This is a genomic window from Leisingera sp. ANG-M1, from assembly GCF_000813745.1.
In the GTDB taxonomy this organism is placed as follows: domain Bacteria; phylum Pseudomonadota; class Alphaproteobacteria; order Rhodobacterales; family Rhodobacteraceae; genus Leisingera.
The window spans coordinates 355,058-373,103 of the sequence record NZ_JWLC01000008.1 but is presented as its reverse complement, the minus strand read 5'-3'; the positions used below and the strand labels follow the sequence as shown (position 1 = coordinate 373,103).

General features: G+C 59.8%; 20 protein-coding genes and 1 tRNA gene. 6 read left to right on the top strand and 15 right to left on the bottom strand.

Going from position 1 to position 18,046, the window contains the following annotated elements; all coding sequences use genetic code 11:
• The first annotated feature begins 104 nt into the window (after nucleotides 1-104).
• Entirely contained in the window at nucleotides 105-734 is a 630-nt protein-coding gene (locus RA19_RS08535) for an invasion associated locus B family protein (RefSeq protein WP_039161531.1), read from the top strand.
• A gap of 65 nt (nucleotides 735-799) precedes the next feature.
• On the opposite strand, the gene RA19_RS08530 is transcribed toward RA19_RS08535, so the two are convergent.
• From RA19_RS08530 to RA19_RS08515, 4 genes are read right to left on the bottom strand one after another with little or no spacing between them, the layout of a single operon-like run.
• Nucleotides 800-2,008, bottom strand: a complete 1,209-nt coding sequence (locus tag RA19_RS08530) for a beta-ketoacyl-[acyl-carrier-protein] synthase family protein (protein WP_039161530.1) — start codon at nucleotides 2,006-2,008, stop codon at nucleotides 800-802.
• A gap of 6 nt (nucleotides 2,009-2,014) precedes the next feature.
• Nucleotides 2,015-2,272: an acyl carrier protein gene (locus tag RA19_RS08525; RefSeq protein WP_039161528.1), complete on the bottom strand. Its 258-nt coding sequence runs from the start codon at nucleotides 2,270-2,272 to the stop codon at nucleotides 2,015-2,017.
• Between the two features lie 48 nt (nucleotides 2,273-2,320).
• On the bottom strand, nucleotides 2,321-3,394 hold the full coding sequence (lpxD, locus tag RA19_RS08520; RefSeq protein ID WP_039161525.1) for a UDP-3-O-(3-hydroxymyristoyl)glucosamine N-acyltransferase: 1,074 nt from the start codon (nucleotides 3,392-3,394) through the stop codon (nucleotides 2,321-2,323).
• A 39-nt stretch (nucleotides 3,395-3,433) separates the two neighbouring features.
• On the bottom strand, nucleotides 3,434-5,062 hold the full coding sequence (locus RA19_RS08515) for a L,D-transpeptidase family protein (protein ID WP_039161523.1): 1,629 nt from the start codon (nucleotides 5,060-5,062) through the stop codon (nucleotides 3,434-3,436).
• Between the two features lie 348 nt (nucleotides 5,063-5,410).
• On the opposite strand from RA19_RS08515, the gene RA19_RS08510 reads away from it, so the two are divergent.
• Entirely contained in the window at nucleotides 5,411-5,980 is a 570-nt protein-coding gene (locus tag RA19_RS08510; RefSeq protein WP_039161521.1) for a YcbK family protein, read from the top strand.
• A 169-nt stretch (nucleotides 5,981-6,149) separates the two neighbouring features.
• A tRNA-Arg gene (locus tag RA19_RS08505) sits at nucleotides 6,150-6,226 on the top strand.
• A gap of 23 nt (nucleotides 6,227-6,249) precedes the next feature.
• Here the strand turns inward: RA19_RS08505 and RA19_RS08500 are convergent.
• Nucleotides 6,250-7,119: a LysR family transcriptional regulator gene (locus RA19_RS08500; RefSeq protein WP_039161519.1), complete on the bottom strand. Its 870-nt coding sequence runs from the start codon at nucleotides 7,117-7,119 to the stop codon at nucleotides 6,250-6,252.
• A 98-nt stretch (nucleotides 7,120-7,217) separates the two neighbouring features.
• Between RA19_RS08500 and tmpA the strand changes: the two genes are divergently transcribed.
• Genes tmpA through RA19_RS08485 form a run of 3 tightly spaced genes read left to right on the top strand, consistent with a single transcriptional unit; the run spans nucleotide 7,218 to nucleotide 9,613 of the window.
• Entirely contained in the window at nucleotides 7,218-8,351 is a 1,134-nt protein-coding gene (tmpA, locus tag RA19_RS08495) for a 2-trimethylaminoethylphosphonate dioxygenase (protein ID WP_039161516.1), read from the top strand.
• Nucleotides 8,352-8,354: 3 nt separating this feature from the next.
• On the top strand, nucleotides 8,355-8,951 hold the full coding sequence (gene tmpB, locus RA19_RS08490) for a (R)-1-hydroxy-2-trimethylaminoethylphosphonate oxygenase (RefSeq protein WP_039161513.1): 597 nt from the start codon (nucleotides 8,355-8,357) through the stop codon (nucleotides 8,949-8,951).
• Nucleotides 8,948-9,613, top strand: a complete 666-nt coding sequence (locus tag RA19_RS08485) for an ureidoglycolate lyase (RefSeq protein WP_039161511.1) — start codon at nucleotides 8,948-8,950, stop codon at nucleotides 9,611-9,613. The genes tmpB and RA19_RS08485 overlap by 4 nt, the downstream gene beginning before the upstream one ends.
• A 66-nt stretch (nucleotides 9,614-9,679) precedes the next feature.
• On the opposite strand, the gene RA19_RS08480 is transcribed toward RA19_RS08485, so the two are convergent.
• The 10 genes from RA19_RS08480 to RA19_RS08435 all read right to left on the bottom strand — a co-directional run bounded on the left by RA19_RS08480 (nucleotide 9,680) and on the right by RA19_RS08435 (nucleotide 17,967).
• Nucleotides 9,680-10,900 carry a cysteine desulfurase gene (locus RA19_RS08480; RefSeq protein WP_039161508.1) on the bottom strand — a complete coding sequence of 407 codons (1,221 nt, stop codon included), beginning with the start codon at nucleotides 10,898-10,900 and terminating at the stop codon, nucleotides 9,680-9,682.
• The gene (locus tag RA19_RS08475; RefSeq protein WP_039161505.1) at nucleotides 10,893-11,477 is read right to left on the bottom strand and encodes a YIP1 family protein; all 585 of its coding nucleotides are present in this window, start codon (nucleotides 11,475-11,477) and stop codon (nucleotides 10,893-10,895) included. The genes RA19_RS08480 and RA19_RS08475 overlap by 8 nt, the downstream gene beginning before the upstream one ends.
• Entirely contained in the window at nucleotides 11,474-11,959 is a 486-nt protein-coding gene (locus RA19_RS08470; RefSeq protein WP_039161503.1) for a hypothetical protein, read from the bottom strand. The genes RA19_RS08475 and RA19_RS08470 overlap by 4 nt, the downstream gene beginning before the upstream one ends.
• On the bottom strand, nucleotides 11,959-13,239 hold the full coding sequence (gene sufD / locus RA19_RS08465) for a Fe-S cluster assembly protein SufD (protein WP_039161502.1): 1,281 nt from the start codon (nucleotides 13,237-13,239) through the stop codon (nucleotides 11,959-11,961). The genes RA19_RS08470 and sufD overlap by 1 nt, the downstream gene beginning before the upstream one ends.
• On the bottom strand, nucleotides 13,239-13,997 hold the full coding sequence (gene sufC, locus RA19_RS08460) for a Fe-S cluster assembly ATPase SufC (RefSeq protein ID WP_039161501.1): 759 nt from the start codon (nucleotides 13,995-13,997) through the stop codon (nucleotides 13,239-13,241). Before sufC ends, sufD begins: the two co-directional genes overlap by 1 nt.
• 74 nt (nucleotides 13,998-14,071) lie before the next feature.
• Nucleotides 14,072-14,386, bottom strand: coding sequence for a YbjQ family protein (locus tag RA19_RS08455; protein WP_039123659.1), 315 nt, complete (start codon nucleotides 14,384-14,386; stop codon nucleotides 14,072-14,074).
• A 38-nt stretch (nucleotides 14,387-14,424) separates the two neighbouring features.
• Nucleotides 14,425-15,948 carry a Fe-S cluster assembly protein SufB gene (sufB, locus tag RA19_RS08450; protein ID WP_039161498.1) on the bottom strand — a complete coding sequence of 508 codons (1,524 nt, stop codon included), beginning with the start codon at nucleotides 15,946-15,948 and terminating at the stop codon, nucleotides 14,425-14,427.
• A gap of 14 nt (nucleotides 15,949-15,962) precedes the next feature.
• A complete protein-coding gene (locus RA19_RS08445; RefSeq protein WP_039161496.1) occupies nucleotides 15,963-17,006 on the bottom strand; it encodes a cysteine desulfurase family protein in 1,044 nt (347 codons plus the stop codon).
• The gene (locus RA19_RS08440) at nucleotides 17,003-17,512 is read right to left on the bottom strand and encodes a hypothetical protein (RefSeq protein WP_206540266.1); all 510 of its coding nucleotides are present in this window, start codon (nucleotides 17,510-17,512) and stop codon (nucleotides 17,003-17,005) included. The genes RA19_RS08445 and RA19_RS08440 overlap by 4 nt, the downstream gene beginning before the upstream one ends.
• Nucleotides 17,509-17,967, bottom strand: a complete 459-nt coding sequence (locus tag RA19_RS08435) for an Rrf2 family transcriptional regulator (RefSeq protein WP_039161491.1) — start codon at nucleotides 17,965-17,967, stop codon at nucleotides 17,509-17,511. The genes RA19_RS08440 and RA19_RS08435 overlap by 4 nt, the downstream gene beginning before the upstream one ends.
• Nucleotides 17,968-18,046 lie beyond the last annotated feature (79 nt).

The window sequence follows — 18,046 nt, the reverse complement described above, 5'->3', positions numbered from 1 at the left end:
GAGAGCGTGCGCGGATTTCCCCACTGTTCATTTGTTATTGACCTGACACTGTCCGGGCAGCGTGTTACACGCATTGGCAGCGTCTTTAGAAAAATGAGGCATTCATGTTGAAGTCCCTGACCCCAATCTCCCTTGCTGCGGTTCTTGCAATGACCGCACCACTGGCGGCGCAGGAAACGGCCGCGGAAGAGACCTCCGGGGCGGAAACCGCGGAGCAGGCAGGATCGACTGCGGACCAGCTTTTGGATTTGGGTGAACCCGTTAACGCCGAGCCCGGGCTTGGCCAGCGCTACTCCAAAGAGAAGCATGGCGATTGGGATCTGGCTTGCATCAAGACGGAAAACGAAACCGACCCTTGCTCGCTGCTGCAAATCCTGTCCGGGCCGCAAGGCAACCCGATTGCCGAAGTGTCGCTGTTCCGGATCGACCAGCAGGGCGGCCAGGCTGTTGCCGGTGCTACCGTGATCGTACCGCTGGAAACCTTGCTGCCGGCCGCGCTGACCATTTCAATCGATGGCGCGCCGGCCAAACGGTACAATTACTCCTTCTGCAACCCGCTGGGCTGTGTGGCACAAATTGGCCTGACACAGGGCGACATCGATGCTTTCAAGAAAGGCAACGAAGCTGTTCTGTCGCTTCGCCCGGCTCCGGCCCCGGACCAGGTTGTGGAAATGAAGCTGTCTTTGAGTGGTTTCACCGCGGGCTATGACGTGGTGGATGTGGTCAAGCAGTAAGCCACGGCAACCAGGTTAAAAAAGAAACGCCGCGCGCCTTTGGCCGCGGCGTTGTTCTTTCGGGGTCAGACCTTGCGCAGAGCCAAGACCGCGTTCAAGCCACCAAAGGCAAAGGCATTGGACAAGACTACATCAACCCTTGCCTCTCGCGCTTCATTCGGCACCACGTCCAGCGCGCACTCCGGGTCAGGTTCGTCATAACTGATAGTCGGGGCAATCACACCGTCGCGCAATGCCATGATGCAAGCCAAGAGCTCCACCGCGCCGGTGCCGCCAATCAGATGGCCATGCATGGATTTGGTAGATGAGATCATCAGCTTGTCGGCCTGCGGGCCAAAGACATCGGCAACTGCCGCGCATTCTGTCTTGTCGTTGGCTGCTGTGCCGGTCCCATGGGCATTGATGTAGCCCACCTCTGACGCATCAATGCGGGCATCCTGAAGCGCACCGGCTATGGCGCGGGCGGCGCCCTGCTTGCTGGGCATCACGATATCCGCTGCATCAGAGGACATTGCAAAGCCAATGACTTCACAAAGAACTTCTGCGCCTCGGGCCTTGGCGTGCTCATATTCCTCGAACACAAAGATACCGGCGCCCTCGCCCTGCACCATGCCGTTGCGGTTGGCGCTGAACGGGCGGCAGGCGTCTTTGGACATCACCCGCAGCCCTTCCCAGGCCTTGACCCCGCCAAAGCACAGCATGGATTCCGAGCCGCCGGTGATCATCACCGGACTCATCCCCGAACGCACAATCTGAAACGCTTGCGCCATCGCGTGGTTGGAGGACGCACAGGCCGTGGACACCGTGAAGCTGGGGCCTTTTAGGTTGAACTGCATCGACACATGGCCTGCCGCGGCGTTGTTCATCAGCTTGGGCACCACAAAGGGATGCACCCGGTTCTTGCCATCCTCATAGACGCTGCGGTAATTCTCATCCAGCGTTTGCATGCCGCCGCCAGAGTTGCCAAGCACCACACCGGCTTTGGCAGACAGCTCACCGTGAAATTCCAGCCCGGATTGCTCAATCGCCTCCTTGGCCGCGGTCAGGGTGAACTGGGTGAAGCGGTCATAAAGGCTCATCTGCTGGCGGTTAAAGCGGCCTTCGGCCTCGAACCCGCGCACCTGCCCACCGATCCGGATTGCCAGACGGTCGACATCCCGAAATTTCAGCTCACCAATGCCGCAGCGGCCTTCGCGCATGGCGTCCAGGGTCGCAGGCACCGAATGACCCAGGGCATTAATGGTTCCTGCCCCGGTGATAACGACTCGTTTCATGAACGCTTACACTTTTTCGGAGACCAGCTTGTCGATGCCGGAAATAATCGCCGCAACGCTGGAGATGTCAAAGTCGCTCTGCTCGGGCTCATTCGCGTTGAAAGGAATCGAGATGTCGAACTCTTCTTCGATGGCAAAGATGCTCTCCACCAGACCCAGGCTGTCGATGCCAAGGTCCTCCAAGGTGCTGTCGAGGGTCACATCCGATGGCTCCAGAACCGCCTGTTCGGCAATGATTGCGATGACCTTGTCCTGCGTGCTCATGATGGGACCCCCGACTTTCTGGCTGAGGCAGATGTAGTAACTGCGCCGCTACTTGAAAACAGCCTTTTTTAACAATTCGATGTCACGCATCAACCGCGGCAGGCGGCGCTGTGCTTTGTACATCTCGGTGTGGGTTTCCATCTTAACGCCCGGGTAGCCCATGATCACCCGGCCCGCGGGCACATTCGACAGGATCTTGGTGCCGCCGCCGGCAATGACGCCGTCCCCGATGAAGATATTGTCGACCACCCCGCATTGGCCGCCCAGCACCACATTGTTGCCGATGTCGACCGAGCCGGAGATGCCGGTCTGGCCGCAAAGCAGGCAGTCATTGCCAACACGCGTATTGTGGCCGACATGCACAAGGTTGTCGATCTTGGTGCCATTGCCGATCACCGTGTCACGGATGGTTCCGTTATCCAGGGTGCAGTTGGAGCCAATCTCAACGTCGTCACCAATGGTGACCGCACCCAGAGAGTGGATGCGCACCCAAGACTGCGCCTTGGCCTCGCCCTGGTCTCCCATGGTTTTGCGGGCATTCTCGGCGCCGGAAACCTCGGGTGTGACATAGGAGAACCCGTCGCCGCCGATCCGCGCGCCAGGCTGGGCGCGAAAGCGGTTGCCAATGCTGGCGCGCGCCCCGATGGAGACCATTTCACGCAGCTGCGCATCTTCACCGATCACAGCGTCGGCTCCGATATAGCAATGCGGGCCAATCACCGAGCGCGCTCCGATCTTGGCGCCGGCGGCGATGATTGCCAGCGGTCCGACCGAAACCCCTTCACCCAGTTCAGCAGCAGGATCAACAACTGCAGAAGGGTGAATGCCTTCCGCAAAACCCTGGCCACGGTCCAGAATCGCAGTCACACCGGACATAGTCATGCGTGGACGCGGAGTGAAAATCGCCGCCTTCAGGCCAAAGGACTGCCAGTCGGCGCCCTCCCACAGAACCGCTGCCTGTGCGTTGCCCGCCTGAAGGCCTTCGGCATATTTGGGCGCCATCGCCATGGCAACCTGGCTGGCTTCAGCATCCTGCGGCTCGGCCGCGCCTGCGATCAGCAGGTCCAGGTCGCCCTGGGCTTCGGCACCCAGGGACTCAGCGATCTGGCGGATAGTGAACATGGCAGGCCCTTTCAGAATTATCCTGTATGGGCCCGGTATTTACCCTTGAACGCTGGGCAGCACCACCCCTGCCCGTTCCAGCGCATCCCAGACCTTGGCGTCGCGGCCGTAGACATCACGGCGGAATTCCGCGCGGCCTTTGCCCGAAACAACCGCGGTCCGGTAGATGATATGCACCGGCACCTTCTGCTCCAATTCAACCTTGGTTTCCTTGCCGGAGTTCAAAATCCGGTGGAAGAAGTCCTTGGGGTTTTCAGTCTGTTTGGCGAGCAGCGCATAAGCAAATTCAAACGGCTGGGCCAGGCGGATACAGCCGTGCGAGAAGGCCCGCACCTCGCGGGCAAACAGGCTCTTCTGCGGGGTGTCATGCAGATAGATGTTGTACTTGTTAGGGAACATGAACTTGACCAGTCCCAGCGCGTTGCGGCTGCTCGGCGGCTGGCGCATGGAGTAGGGGAAGTTCCGCGCTGTGTACTGAGTGAAATCCGCGGTGCTGCGGTCAACCACCCGTCCGCGCCGGTCAGTGATCTGGATATGGCTGACCGCACCTGGATTGTTTTTCAGTTGCGGCAGGTATTCTTTGGTGATGATCGAGCGCGGCACGTACCAGCTCGGGTTGATCACCATATGCTCCATCTCGTCGGAGAACTCCGGGCTGCGGCGGTCGTGAGTGTTCTTGCCGATCACCGAACGGGTTTCAAAAGTAACATCGCCGTTGTCGACGATTTTGGCGGTGAAATCGGTCTGATTGACCAGAACATGCCGTTCGCCCCTATCCGGGGTGAGCCAGCGCTCCCGCTCCATTGCAATAATGATGGACTTGATGCGCTCGGAAACGGGTTTGTTGACCTCGGCAATTGTGCCGGCACCGGCCACGCCATCAGTTTCCAGCCCATGATCGGATTGAAAGCTTTGAACTGCCGCTACCAGGGCGCTGTCGTAGCTTCGCGCAGCGCTGCGCGGCATATACCCCATCGCAACCAGGCGGTTTCTCAAAGCAATAACCGCCGGCCCCTGATCGCCGGGTTCCAGCTTCTTGGCCTTAACAGCCGGACCCCAGCCGCCATCGGTCAGGATCTGTTCCAGCCGCAGCTTCTCGCGCATCAGGCCCCGGTATTGCGGCGAGGCAGGCACCAAGCTGCGCAGGAACGCAAAAGGCTGGCCATCCCGGATTCCGGTCAGAAACGCAGTCCCGTCGACGGAGTGCTTCTTGCGCACCATTCCATCGTCAATCCGGGACGGCACCAGAAGCCCCGTTTGAAGGTCCGTGGCGTAATCAACCAGAGCCTGGCTCAGCGCGGCCTCAACATTGCCAATATCGCGGGTGGTGCGGGCCTCCTGCATTTGCTGCATGAGATCACCGATCAAGGCCGACCGGTCCGGCAAGCCATGAACGCCTGTGTCGCCCAATGCGGCCAGAAGCGCACTGCGGCGCTGACGCGACGCTTCGTCTGCGCCAGTCCAAATCGCCTGATAGCCGTTTTCACGGTAGAACCGGGCCACCGCCTCATTCGAGGATGCCGCCTCAGCCACCGCCTGGCGGAAAGCCGCCGGAACCTCGGCCAGCGCCGGGCTGGAAACCGCCCCTGCGGTCAGGCCGCCCAGAGCCAAAGCAAACAATCCGGCCTTGATCCCCGGCAAAAAACATCCTGCGGAAACGCGCGTCATACTATCCGGTCCTCGAGCCGATTTTTGTCAATTTTGGCAGTGCCTATCTGAAATTCTGGTAAATGCCAGCCTTCGTTGTCCATTCACAATCGCGAAATATTAACTTTGATGCACCGGAGCCGCGTCTATGGGACACCGCTGCAACAGTCGCGGGGAAAAGTAGAGGCGCCCTCCCCTTTTGCGCAAGAAATCGCCGAAATCCATCCTATCCATTCTCTTGCGGCAAAGAATTGTTGGAACACGATTCAGGGTGTGCCATACAAGCCGCACGTTAACTAAGAAGTTAGCGGGCCTGTAACATCGGGCAACTAGGCAGGACGAAAAAGCGTACGGGACGGCGCAGTGAACATGGCAGAAACCGCGGGCACGGGGATTTCCCGGCGTTCTCTCTTGGGTGTATTTGCTGCAACCGCAGTGGCAGCGGCCCCGACCTTCTCCAATGCAGCAGGCCTCTTGCGCGGCGGCGGCGACATCCGGCGCATCCGCATGTATTCAGGCCGTACCGGCGAGCGTTTGGACATGGTCTATTGGATTGACGGCCAATACATCAAGGACGCGGTCAAGGAAATCAATCACTTCATGCGGGATTGGCGCACCGACCAGGTCAAGGACATGGATCTGCGCACCATCGACATCATGGCCGCCTCGCACAATCTGCTGGACGTGAACGAGCCCTATATGCTGCTGTCCGGCTACCGCAGCCCCAAAACAAATGCCATGCTGCGCAGCCGTTCGCGCGGGGTAGCAAAGAATTCGCTGCATATGCGCGGCCAAGCGGCTGATCTGCGGCTGTCTTCCCGTTCAGTTTCGCAGATGGCCAAAGCTGCCGAGGCCTGCCGGGCCGGCGGTGTCGGCAAATACTACCGTTCCAACTTTGTGCATATGGACTGCGGCGTTGTCCGCTCTTGGCGCGGCTAACCCCTCCTACCATTGCAAAAATGCAAGCCTGCACGTCCTGCTGCAGGCTTTCTACTTTTCCCGATCCGGCATTTGGCGCTCTGCTGCACGCTCACGTCATGAAATTGGAAACAGGCAGTTTTTCCCGTTGCAGAGGTGAGCAAGCGCGGTTATACCCCGGCCTAACGACGCACCCATAGCTCAGCTGGATAGAGCGCTGCCCTCCGAAGGCAGAGGTCTGAGGTTCGAATCCTCATGGGTGCGCCAATTCCTGCCCAGTTCTGAAGAGATTACTCCTGCAGCGCCTTCCTGAGTGCATCCAGAAGCGCCTTCTGCCGGGAAGACTTTCCAAGACTCGGCGGCCAAGTCAGCCAATAACCGTCTACTGTTGCCAGTTCCGGCGCCTCGGCGCATTGCAGCTGCCTTGTTTGCAGCAGGTTTGCAGCCAGTGCCTTGGACCCCAGAACAACCCCCAGTCCCAACCGCGCCGCCCGCAAGGCATGGGCCATGGAATCAACGGACACTGGCCCCGCCTCCGGTTCCGCCTCTCCTGTTACCCGTGCCCACTCCGCCCAACCTGGCCGCTCACCGCGCAGTTCGATCGCTGGAAGATCACGCCAATTCGAAGCCAGACCGGGCATCGCCATAGGCTGCAGAACCTCGTTCGCCAATAGCACACCTTCGCGCCCGTCCCAGCCACCGCGGCCGTACCGGATGTGCAAAGCACTGTCCGCCGCCTCAAACTCCAGCCTTTTGGGAACGGTTTCAGTGACCAAGCGCAGGTCAGGATATTCGCGCGCGAAGGCGGCAAGCCGCGGCAGCAACAGCATTTCCAGGTGCGAAGGCAAGGCAGCGATCCGCAATTCCCGGATGCTTTGGCCAAAGATGTTCTCAGTCCCCTGCTCCAGCGTTCGCAGCGAATCATGAACAAGAGGAAGATAGCTCTCTCCATCCACGGTCAGCGCGACACCGCGCGCCGAGCGGATGAAGAGCTGACGGCCCAGCCAGGCCTCCAGGTTGCGAATCCGCTGACTGACCGCGGCTTGTGTTGCACCGAATTCCTCCGCCGCAGCAGTGAAGCTTCCATGGCGGCCCGCGGCCTCAAAAACCTTGAGCCAATCGAGCGGCGGAAGCCCCTGTTTGGTGACTTTCTTAGCCATTAGAAAACCTAACTCTCAAACCCCGATTTCCGTCGTTCTCTTGATGGCTCAGCACCGGTATCAGCGCAAGGGAGAACCAGGCCAACCGGAGAAACACCATGCCCCGTTCCGTGACCGCTGACGCATCCGGCAGCTTTCTGACCCTGACATTCGATGACGGCGGCGAAAGCCGCTTTCACGCGATCTGGCTGCGTGACAATGCGCTGGACCCCGAAACCCGCTCGCCCGGCAACGGACAGCGATTGATCACCATCGGCGACATTCCGGCGGATACGAAGATCAGCACTGCACTGGTGGAAGACGGCGCGCTGACTGTGACCTTCGCCCCCGAGGGAAAGACCGTGACCTTCCCTGGCGCTTGGTTGAAAGCGCACGCCTATGACATTGATCAAACTTCCGAATTCGGCCGCATGGCGCCGGACATTGAGACCTGGAACAGCAGCCAGCCGGCACCGGCGTTCGACTGGAACGACGTGAAATCCGACCCGAAGGTCAAGCGCGACTGGCTGGGCGCGATTGCCCGCCTCGGCTTTGCCAAGCTGGTGAACGGCCCGGTGACCGAAGGCGCGCTGATTGAGAACGCCGAAATGTTCGGCTTTGTCCGCGAGACCAACTACGGTAAGTATTTCGAAGTCCGTACCGAGGTGAACCCGACCAACCTCGCCTATACAGGACTGGGCCTGCAGGCCCATACCGACAACCCCTATCGGGATCCGGTCCCGTCGCTGCAGATCCTCTATTGCCTGGAAAACTCGGCCGAGGGCGGCGAGAGCATCGTGGTGGATGGTTTCCGTGCGGCGGAGCGCCTGCGGGAAGAAAACCCCGAAGGTTTTGCCCTGCTGGCGGGCTATCCGGCGCGGTTCGAGTATAAGGGTTCAGACGGCGTGCATCTGCGGTCGCGTCGCCCGATGATCGAGCTTTCTCCCGATGGCGAAATGATTGGCATGCGCTTCAACAACCGTTCGTCGGCGCCGTTTGTCGACATTCCGTTCGACAAGATGGAAGCCTATTACGCTGCCTACCGCCGCCTGGGCGAATTCATCGACGATCCGGACATGGGCGTCTCCTTCAAACTGGAGCCGGGCGAAAGCTTCATCGTCGACAACACCCGCGTGATGCATGCGCGCCTGGGCTATTCCGGCTCCGGTTCCCGCTGGCTGCAGGGCTGCTACGCCGACAAGGACGGGCTGCTTTCGACCCTGAACGTGCTGAACGCGCAGCTGGAGGGCTGAACCATGAGCAAGCCGGATTTCAGCAAGCTGACCCAGGACAATATTGTCGCCTTCATCGGCGACATCTTCGACCGCCGCGGCGATGAGGAATACCTGGGCGAACCGGTCACCATGACCGAGCATATGCTGCAGGGCGCCACTATTGCCGAGACAAACGGCCAGCCGGAAGAGATCATCGTTGGGGCTCTGCTCCACGATATCGGCCATTTCACCAGCGAGTTCGGCACCTTCTCCATGGATGACACCGAGGACCGGTTTCACGAGGAAGCCGGCGCCGAGGTGCTGGAGCAGTTCTTCCCCTCAGTAATTACCGATTGCGTGCGCTACCACGTGGCGGCGAAACGCTATCTATGCGCCACCAAGCCGGAATATTTCAACCGTTTATCAGAGGCTTCCATTCATTCGTTGAACCTGCAAGGCGGGCCGATGAATGCCGAGGAAGTTGCCGAGATGGAGAAGAACCCGAACCTCAAGCAGATCATCGCTGTGCGCTACTTGGATGAGGCCGGCAAGCGTGCGGATATGGAAACGCCGGACTATTGGCACTTTGCACCGATGGTGCAGCGGATGGTCGACAAGCATATGGGGGCCAAGGCATGAGCGCTCCAGAGTATATCTTTGAAGCCAGCTCCAAGCCCTCTCTGCCCTGGCACGAGGTGCCGCTGATCCGGGCGACCGACGAAAGCGTCAAAGGCTATGGCTGTCTGGTCGATGATCCTGAGAACTTCGAGATCGAAATCGTGCAATGGCCTGCTCAGGGCTGGCGTCCTATCGACGATGGCACCGGAGACGAGGCAGGCTGGGTCGAGGGCACCTTCCGCGGCGATTGGCGCGGTGATGTGCTCTATGGTGAGAACGAAGCGGTCAACGGCAACTATGTGCTGGGCTGGTCCACCGACCCGCAGAAGGCGCAGGTTGCCGAGCAGACCGCGCCGCGGGATCAGGTGCTGCTGTGGCACATGAACTATCACCCCGATGGCGGCCAGCTGTTCTATCCGCTGGACAACAAGCCCTTCATCATTCCCGCGGCCCTGCCCGGGGATGACCTGAAACCGGAAAAGGTTGTGGCCTTCTGGTGCGACGGGTCCAAGGGGCTCTATATCCACCCTAACATCTGGCACGAGGGCATTTTCCCGGTGGAGGACAGCCAGCGTTTCTTGGACCGTCAGGGTAAAGTTCACGCGAGGGTCAGCTGCGATGTAGGCAAGGAGTTCGGGGTATACCTGTCCTGCCCGCTGAGGGCGGACAAGATCCAAGGCTAAAACTTGATTTCAATAGAAAAAACGGCGCCGGTCGAGGCGCCGTTTTCGTATTTCTGCTTGCCGGTATCAGGCAAACAATTCGTGTGCCAGCTCCAGCGCGTCGACCAGCGTATCGACCTCATCCTTGGTGTTGTAGAGACCAAAGGACGCACGGCATGTGGCTGAGACGCCCAGGTGGTCCATCAGCGGCCCGGCGCAGTGGTGGCCGGCCCGTACCGCCACGCCCTTTTTATCGAGGATCGTCGAGATGTCATGCGCGTGCGCCGCGCCTTCCATTGTAAAGCTGAATATCGCTGCCTTTCCAGGCGCTTGCCCCTGCACATTGATCCAGTTCAAACCGGTCAGCCGTTCCAGGGCATAGTCTCTCAGCTCTCCTTCATGCTTGGCGATGTTGTCCATGCCAAGCTCCATCATATACTCCAGCGCAACCCCCAGCCCAATGGTCTGCACGATGCCGGGCGTGCCAGCCTCGAACTTCATTGGCGGGTCGTTGTAGATGATCCCTTCCTTGGAGACCTCCTTGATCATGTCGCCGCCGCCAATGAACGGACGCATCTCGGCCATGCGCTCAGGCTTGATGTAGATCGCACCGGAGCCGGAGGGGCCATAAAGCTTGTGGCCCGTGATCGCGTAAAAATCGCAGCCGATGTCCTGCACATCCACCGGCATATGCACCGCGCCTTGCGAGCCGTCGACCATGACCGGCACGCCCTTGGCATGGGCACCCTGAGTGACTGTCTTCACATCCACCACGGTGCCTAGTACGTTGGAACACTGAGTGACCGCGACCAGCTTCGTCTTGGGGCCAATCGCATCGATCACCTTCTGCGGATCCAGGCTGCCGTCGTCGGCCACATCCACCCACTTCAGCACCACGCCCTGGCGTTCGCGCAGGAAATGCCAGGGCACGATATTGGCGTGATGCTCCATCACCGAAAGCACAATCTCGTCACCGGCCTCAAACCGCGGCATCGCCCAGCCGTAAGCCACCAGATTGATGCCCTCGGTGGTGCCGGAGTTCAGCACAATGGTGTTCTCGTCACCCGCATTCAGGAAGCGGGCAATGGTGCTGCGTACGGCTTCATACTTCTCGGTGGCGAGATTAGACAGGAAGTGCAAGCCGCGATGAACGTTGGAATATTCCTCGGCATAAGCTTTGGTTACCGCGTCAATCACCACCTGCGGCTTCTGGGCCGAAGCACCGTTATCCAGATAGGTCAGAGGTTTCCCGTTCACCTCGCGCGAGAGGATCGGAAAGTCGGCGCGGATTTTGTCCAGGTCATACATTTGCGGGCAATCCCAGGTTGGCTGGGCCAATCAGGCCCACAAAGAAGAGAACGGCAAACGCCAGGATCAGGCTCGCCATCAGAACCACCCCCAGCGACCGCCAGACGGAGCCGAACTTGTGCGCTGCATTGACAAAATGCAAGAGGATGAAAAACACCATGACGCTTGCCGCGATTTGCAGCAGACCGGCAAGAACCGGCATAATAAGCGCCAGCAGGACAAGTGTGCCATTGATACCCGCCTGCAGCAATTGCAGCCATGTGATCAGAGCGAGGAGCGACGTCAGGTTGCCTGCCCCGCCAAGCCACCGGCCGGTTGCCGAAAGCATGGCAATGAACCCGATCTGAATGATCAGAACCAGCGCAAATGTCGCACCGGGCGCGAATACCGGCAAAGAGGCCTCTGCCGGGATCGGAAACAGGATATGCTGCAGTGTGTAGACACAAGTGCTCAGCACTGCAGACAACAAGAATGCCGTCCACAACGCTTCACGCGGCCAGTCCCTCGCCAGGATCTGCAGCGCGGCTCCCCGCGGGTCTTTCACCGTCAGCAGGGCAAAGGCGGCCAAGGCGTTCATGGTTTTGCCCAGTAACCTTGGATCATGCCGGAAACCCAGAACCACAAAAACGCCGCAAGCCACAGCGCTCCGACAAGATTTAAAGCAGCCCCGGAGCCGATGAAACCTGCGACAAGACCGTTCAGCAGCATCAGCGGGCTGGCAGCAAGAAAGGCCCAGAACAGCGCCAGGCGGGCGCGGTAAGCGTCCCCCTGGCCGCCGGCAGCCCGGGCCAGCCAATGCGCGGCAAGCGCCAGCATGTACAGCAGCAGCGGCGCGATGAAGACAATCCCCAGCAAGGAACCGCCCAGAAGCATGTTCAGTTCCTGTCCGGTCAAATGTGCTTCGCGCGCCAGCTTCGGCATCTGCGCGACAAAGGTCAGAACACAGCCGCTGATCAGGAAAATCAGCAGCCGGTCTTCACGCGCTCCCATGCTTAAGAGCCGCGCAAACACTTTGCGCGGCCCCCTGTAGGTCGCTGGGATATCCGTTGTGACGGACATCAGCGGCGCCGGGCCAGCCAGCCTTCGAGGCGGGACACGATGTCTGCAGCGATTTCAGGATCCTCGATCTCTTCCACCGCTTCGGCCAGGAAGGCCAGTGTCATCAGGTCGGTGGCCTCCGCCAGCGGAACCCCGCGCGATCGCAGGTAAAAGAGGCCTTCTTCGTCAATCGCACCAGACGTCGAGCCATGCGAACAGGCCACGTCATCGGCATAGATCTCCAGCTCGGGCTTGGCCAGGAACTGGCTGTCGTCGTCCAGCAGCAAAGACTGGGAAATCTGATACCCGTCAGTCTTTTGCGCGCCTTCCTTCACCAGGATCTTACCCTGAAACACACCGGTCGCACCGTTGCGCAGCACCTTCTTGAACACCTGACGGCTTTCGCAGTTCACCGCGTCATGTGTGATAAAGACAGTATCATCGTGGTGGAAGTCGCCATCGCCGACGCAGGCGCCTGCAATATGGGCAACGGCATCATCGCCGGTCAGCTCGATCACCGCTTCATTGCGGGTCAGCACGCCGTTCACAGTCAGCGTGAAGGACTTGAACACAGACTCTGTTCCCAGCCGGGCAAACAGATGGGTGGCTGCGCGGCGCTTATGATCGCGGCCTTGGGCGCGCACCAGGTGCAGCTTGCCACCATCGGCGACGTCGATTTCCATGCACTTGTTGAAACGCGAAGCGGCCGGGCCATTCTCCAGGATCGTAACCTCGGCGCCGCTTTCCACCCGGATCACATGATGCAGGATCGCATCGGAATTCTCATCCGAATGCACATAGGTGAAGTTGATTGGTTTAGAGACTTTGCCGGTCACCCGGATCGCCACGCCATCTGATGCAAAGGCAGTGTTCAGCGCTGCCAGCGGGCGCTCGACCGGGGTTTGGCCCCGCGCCTCAAGAACACCGTACAAGTCTTTGGCCCAATGAATATCTTTGCAGCAGATATCCTCGAGGCGGTCGATAGACAAACCTTCCAGGGCCAGATCGTCAGAGGCTTCTTGATCAAAGACGCCGTCGACAAACACGATGTTCAGCCGCTCAAAAGCGTCAAACATCGGCGCCTCATCCGCCTCGAACAGAGCAGCCTTAGGCGCCTCTGCCTGAACCAGCGTGTCCGGGCGCGTGTACTTCCAATACTCATCGCGGCGGCTCGGCAGGCCCATGGTCTGAACCCGCGACAGAGCGGCCTGGCGGGCAGCTTTCAGGCATCCGCCTTCCGGCAGACCCAAGCCGGACAACCGCGCTTCGGTTGCGGTTTGCTTTGCTTCAGCCAGTGCCATTACGCGTCCACCTCGGCCAGGATGCCGGCATAACCGTTGTTTTCCACTTCCAGCGCCAACTCGGGGCCGCCGGTCTTGACGATGCGGCCATTGGCCAGAATGTGCACTACGTCCGGTTTGATGTGGTCCAGCAGACGCTGGTAGTGGGTGATCACCAGGAAGCCGCGGCCTTCGTCGCGCAGCGCGTTGACGCCTTCGGCCACCAGCTTCATCGCGTCCACATCGAGGCCGGAGTCGGTCTCATCCAGGATGCAGAGCTTAGGCTCGAGCATTGCCATCTGCAGGATCTCGTTGCGCTTTTTCTCGCCACCGGAGAAGCCCACGTTGACCGGGCGCTTCAGCATGTCGGCGTCGATCTTGAGCGTCTTGGCCTTGGCACGCACTTCTTTCAGGAAGTCGGAAGCCGAAAGTTCCTCCTCGCCGCGGGCTTTGCGCTGCGCGTTCACCGCAGTGCGCAGGAAGGTCATGTTGCCGACGCCGGGAATTTCCACAGGGTACTGGAATGCCAGGAACATGCCCGCCGCTGCGCGCTCTTCCGGCTCCAGCTCCAGGATGTCTTCGCCTTCCAGAGTGGCAGAGCCTTCGGTAACTTCATAACCGTCACGGCCCGACAGCACATAAGACAGGGTCGACTTGCCCGAGCCGTTCGGGCCCATGATGGCGTGCACCTTGCCAGCCTCGACCTTCAGGTCCAGACCTTTCAGGATCTGCTTGTCTTCATCTTCCAGTTTGACTTGCAGGTTTTTGATTTCGAGCATTTTTTCCTCGTCTCACATGTCTTGCAGGCGCATCTGCCCGCGATATTCCCAAGGCCCATCGGGCCGTTTCATTCCTATCCCAGCACCACCGCGGTGCCGCTGGCCGAGACCATCAGCATGGACTGCCCGACCACTTCGTAATCCAGATCTACGCCAACCACGGCGTTCGCACCTTTGGCGCGGGCGCGGTCTTCCAGTTCTGCCAGCGCAGTTTCACGCGCGTCCTGCAGTTTGCTCTCATAAGCCCCGGAGCGGCCCCCAACGATGTCGGTGATCGAAGCAAAGACATCGCGCACAACATTGGCGCCCATGATCGCCTCGCCCACCACGATGCCTTTGTATTCGGCAATCTGGTAGCCCTCGACGCTGTTGGTCGTTGTGACGATCATGCTCTTGCCTCCTTGCGGTGATGCCCAGGGGCCTGCCATTAGCCGACAGACCCTTCCAACGAAATCGCAACAAGCTGCTGCGCTTCCATGGCGAACTCCATCGGCAGCGCCTGCAGCACGTCCTTGCAGAAGCCGTTGACCACCAGGGCCACCGCCTCTTCCTCGTCCATGCCGCGCTGGCGGCAGTAGAACAGCTGGTCGTCATCCACTTTGGATGTCGTCGCCTCATGCTCCACGCGCGAGGAGTTATTCTTGACCTCGATGTAGGGAACCGTGTGCGCTCCGCATTTGTCGCCGATCAGCAAGCTGTCGCACTGGGTGTAGTTGCGCGAGTTCTTGGCCTTGGGGTGCATCGACACCAGACCGCGGTAGGTGTTTTGCGCCTTGCCCGCGCTGATGCCTTTGGAAACGATGCGCGACTTGGTGTTTTTGCCCAAGTGCACCATCTTGGTGCCGGTGTCGGCCTGCTGCATGTTGTTGGCAATGGCGATCGAGTAGAACTCACCTTGGCTTTCCTCGCCGCGCAGGATGCAGGAGGGGTATTTCCAAGTCACGGCCGAGCCGGTTTCCACCTGGGTCCACATCACCTTGGACCGGTCGCCGCGGCAGTCGGCGCGCTTGGTCACAAAGTTGTAGATGCCGCCCTTGCCGTTCTCATCGCCCGGATACCAGTTCTGAACGGTGGAGTATTTCACTTCAGCATCTTCTTCGATGATGATTTCCACCACCGCGGCGTGCAGCTGCGCGGTATCGCGCTGCGGTGCGGTGCAGCCTTCCAGGTAGGACACGTAAGAGCCCTTGTCCGCGATGATCAGGGTGCGCTCGAACTGGCCGGTGTTTTCCGCGTTGATGCGGAAATAGGTCGACAGCTCCATCGGGCAGCGCACGCCCGGCGGCACATAAACAAAAGAGCCATCCGAGAACACAGCCGAGTTCAGCGTCGCATAGAAGTTGTCGGAGACCGGAACCACCGAGCCGAGGTATTTCTTCACCAGTTCCGGGTGCTCACGGATCGCCTCAGAAATCGAGCAGAAGATGACGCCGGCCTCTTTCAGCTCTTTCTGGAAGGTGGTGCCGACGGACACGGAGTCAAACACAGCGTCCACGGCAACCTTACGGCCTTCTTCCGGGGTTTCGCCTGCGCCTTCGACGCCCGCCAGAATCATCTGTTCTTTCAGCGGGATACCGAGCTTTTCGTAAGTGGCCAGCAGCTTGGGATCGACCTCATCCAGCGACTTCGGCTTCACTTCCATCGATTTCGGACGGGCATAGTAATACTGGTCCTGAAAGTCGATTTCCGGATAGCTAACCATTGCCCAGTTCGGCTCGTCCATCTGTTCCCAGCGCTCGAAAGCCTGCAGGCGCCATTCGGTCATCCACTCAGGCTCTTCGTTTTTTTCCGAGATCAGCCGGACGATATCGGGGTTCACGCCCTTGGGCGCGTATTCCATCTCGATATCGGTTTCCCAGCCGTATTTATACGCACCGCCAACCTCGCGGACTGCGTCCACGGTTTCCTGGTCAACACCTTCCTTGACTTGGGTCTGGTCCAAAGCGGCCATTGTCTTCTCCTGACTCACGCCGCGCGGGCGCGATGTTTCTTTTCTTTCTGCAGCCACGCATCGGCAAAGCGCAGCACATCTTCTTCCGTCGTCTCCGGCCCCAGCGACACGCGCACTGCGCTTTGGGCTGTGGCCTCGCCATATCCCATAGCGGTCAGCACCGCGCTGCCGCGCACCTTGCCGGAGGAACAGGCGCTGCCCGCGCTGATCGCAAAACCTGCGAGGTCCATCTGCATGACCTGGGTTTCGCCTTTCCAGCCTGGTGTCGCAAAACACAAAGTGTTCGGCAGCCGCTTCTGATCCTTCCCGACAAAAATAGTATGGTTTGTGCCAGCCACAAGAGCCTTTTCTAGAATATTTCTAAGTTCTGCAACCCTATCCCAGACGCCATTCGCCAGATCTTTTGCCGCGGCTTCAGCTGCGGCCCCGAAGCCCGCGATTCCAATGACATTTTCGGTGCCGGAGCGGCGCCCCATTTCCTGGCCTCCGCCTTTGATCTGAGCGGGCAGATCGGTGCCGCGTTTGATGACAACCGCACCGATGCCTTTAGGTCCGCCCAGCTTGTGGGCCGAAATCATGGCCATTTCGGCGCCCATCCAATTGAAAGCCACCGGCAATTTGCCAAAGGCCTGTGTCGCATCTGTTACAGCCAGCCCTTCCGGAAGGCGCTGTACAATGCCCGTTTCGGAATTTGCCAGTTGCACAGCCGACTGCCCCGGAGCGGTGACAGTGACAGCGCCATCACTATTCACGGCCAAGTCTTCAACGGTCCAAGCACGCACCGCATCATGCTCGACCGGCGCCCCATGCAGGCCGCGTCCCGACAGCGCTAGCGAAGCGCCCTCGGTGGATCCCGAGGTGAAAACAATGTCCGCACCATCTGCTCCGAAAGCCGCTGCAATCTGCGCCCGCGCCCTTTCAACCATTGCCTTGGCAGCCCGGCCCTCGGCATGGACCGACGACGGGTTGCCGCAAACGTCCATCGCCGCAATTATTGCATCCCTGGCTTCGGGGCGAAGCAGTGCAGTAGCGTTATGATCGAGATAAACACGAGTCATGGAGTCATCTTTTTGCGGAGCGTTTCCGCCTCATAAGGGGTTTTGTACAAATCTGCAAAGGCCTCGGCATAGTCGAGACGGAGCTGGTATGTGCAGCCCGGCTGCAGAAAATACGGTGCTTCTCCTGCGGTCTCCTCAAACATACGGATCAGCAAATGGCCAGGCACTTCGATATGTGCCTTTGCCGGCCCGGTCATCCAGTTGTAGAGCCTGCCCCAGAAGTGTTGGGATCTATCCCAAGCCTCCTGCGCTGTTGCCGTTGCCCGGAAAAGGAAGATATAAACCTCGTCTGCCGTCATCCCGGCAAAAGCCAACCGCTCAATCCGGGCTCTTTTCTTAGACGGTGCGCTCCCCTTCACATGATGCCTGTCCTCAGATGCCACCGCGCCGATCCTGGGCGCCAGCGCACCAAAGACCTCAAAGGCCTCCGGGTTTTGCGCTGACAGGTCGATCCCATCTAAACCGCAAATTGCGGGGTAGCTGCTGAAGTCAGGTCGCACGGTCAATCATCCACCACGGCAAACAGGCTGGGCACCGCCGGGCATGGCGCCAGGTCGTTCTTGATAACATCGGACAGGCGAGTCTGGTGCAGGAACACATAGACGTGCGCGCTGAGGCCTTCCCACAGGCGGTTGGTCAGCGATTGCGCCCGGCTGCCGGACAGCGCACCGGAGGCGCCTGCCCCCTTGTGCATCGCGTCCACAGTCTCATCCACCGCGGACAGCACATCCACCACCCGGATTTCCGACGCTGGCTTTGCCAGACGGTAGCCGCCGCCGGGACCTCGCACCGAGTCGACCAGCCCGGCACGGCGCAGCTTGACGAACAACTGCTCCAGATAGGGCAGCGAGATGTCCTGCCGCTTGGAAATGTCGCCCAGCGGCACCAATGCGTCCTGCGGCTGCAGCGCGATGTCCGCCAGCGCGACCATCGCGTAGCGTCCTTTGGTGGAAAGCTTCATAATTTACCCCTCGAAACGGGCCCGTGTGTGCGAAAACATTGACCTTGCCACCGACTGTGCGTATCTCAGCCTGACGGTG

Excerpts from the sequence above, each read along its gene's own strand:
- RA19_RS08510 (WP_039161521.1), top strand. The coding sequence starts at position 5,411 with ATGGCAGAAACCGCGGGCACGGGGATTTCCCGGCGTTCTCTCTTGGGT.
- sufB (WP_039161498.1), bottom strand. The coding sequence starts at position 15,948 with ATGGCCGCTTTGGACCAGACCCAAGTCAAGGAAGGTGTTGACCAGGAA.
- RA19_RS08525 (WP_039161528.1), bottom strand. The coding sequence starts at position 2,272 with ATGAGCACGCAGGACAAGGTCATCGCAATCATTGCCGAACAGGCGGTT.
- sufD (WP_039161502.1), bottom strand. The coding sequence starts at position 13,239 with ATGGCACTGGCTGAAGCAAAGCAAACCGCAACCGAAGCGCGGTTGTCC.
- RA19_RS08535 (WP_039161531.1), top strand. The coding sequence starts at position 105 with ATGTTGAAGTCCCTGACCCCAATCTCCCTTGCTGCGGTTCTTGCAATG.
- tmpA (WP_039161516.1), top strand. The coding sequence starts at position 7,218 with ATGCCCCGTTCCGTGACCGCTGACGCATCCGGCAGCTTTCTGACCCTG.
- sufC (WP_039161501.1), bottom strand. The coding sequence starts at position 13,997 with ATGCTCGAAATCAAAAACCTGCAAGTCAAACTGGAAGATGAAGACAAG.
- RA19_RS08435 (WP_039161491.1), bottom strand. The coding sequence starts at position 17,967 with ATGAAGCTTTCCACCAAAGGACGCTACGCGATGGTCGCGCTGGCGGAC.
- RA19_RS08470 (WP_039161503.1), bottom strand. The coding sequence starts at position 11,959 with ATGTCCGTCACAACGGATATCCCAGCGACCTACAGGGGGCCGCGCAAA.
- lpxD (WP_039161525.1), bottom strand. The coding sequence starts at position 3,394 with ATGTTCACTATCCGCCAGATCGCTGAGTCCCTGGGTGCCGAAGCCCAG.
- RA19_RS08530 (WP_039161530.1), bottom strand. The coding sequence starts at position 2,008 with ATGAAACGAGTCGTTATCACCGGGGCAGGAACCATTAATGCCCTGGGT.
- RA19_RS08445 (WP_039161496.1), bottom strand. The coding sequence starts at position 17,006 with ATGACTCGTGTTTATCTCGATCATAACGCTACTGCACTGCTTCGCCCC.
- RA19_RS08515 (WP_039161523.1), bottom strand. The coding sequence starts at position 5,062 with ATGACGCGCGTTTCCGCAGGATGTTTTTTGCCGGGGATCAAGGCCGGA.
- RA19_RS08475 (WP_039161505.1), bottom strand. The coding sequence starts at position 11,477 with ATGAACGCCTTGGCCGCCTTTGCCCTGCTGACGGTGAAAGACCCGCGG.
- tmpB (WP_039161513.1), top strand. The coding sequence starts at position 8,355 with ATGAGCAAGCCGGATTTCAGCAAGCTGACCCAGGACAATATTGTCGCC.
- RA19_RS08455 (WP_039123659.1), bottom strand. The coding sequence starts at position 14,386 with ATGATCGTCACAACGACCAACAGCGTCGAGGGCTACCAGATTGCCGAA.
- RA19_RS08480 (WP_039161508.1), bottom strand. The coding sequence starts at position 10,900 with ATGTATGACCTGGACAAAATCCGCGCCGACTTTCCGATCCTCTCGCGC.
- RA19_RS08500 (WP_039161519.1), bottom strand. The coding sequence starts at position 7,119 with ATGGCTAAGAAAGTCACCAAACAGGGGCTTCCGCCGCTCGATTGGCTC.
- RA19_RS08485 (WP_039161511.1), top strand. The coding sequence starts at position 8,948 with ATGAGCGCTCCAGAGTATATCTTTGAAGCCAGCTCCAAGCCCTCTCTG.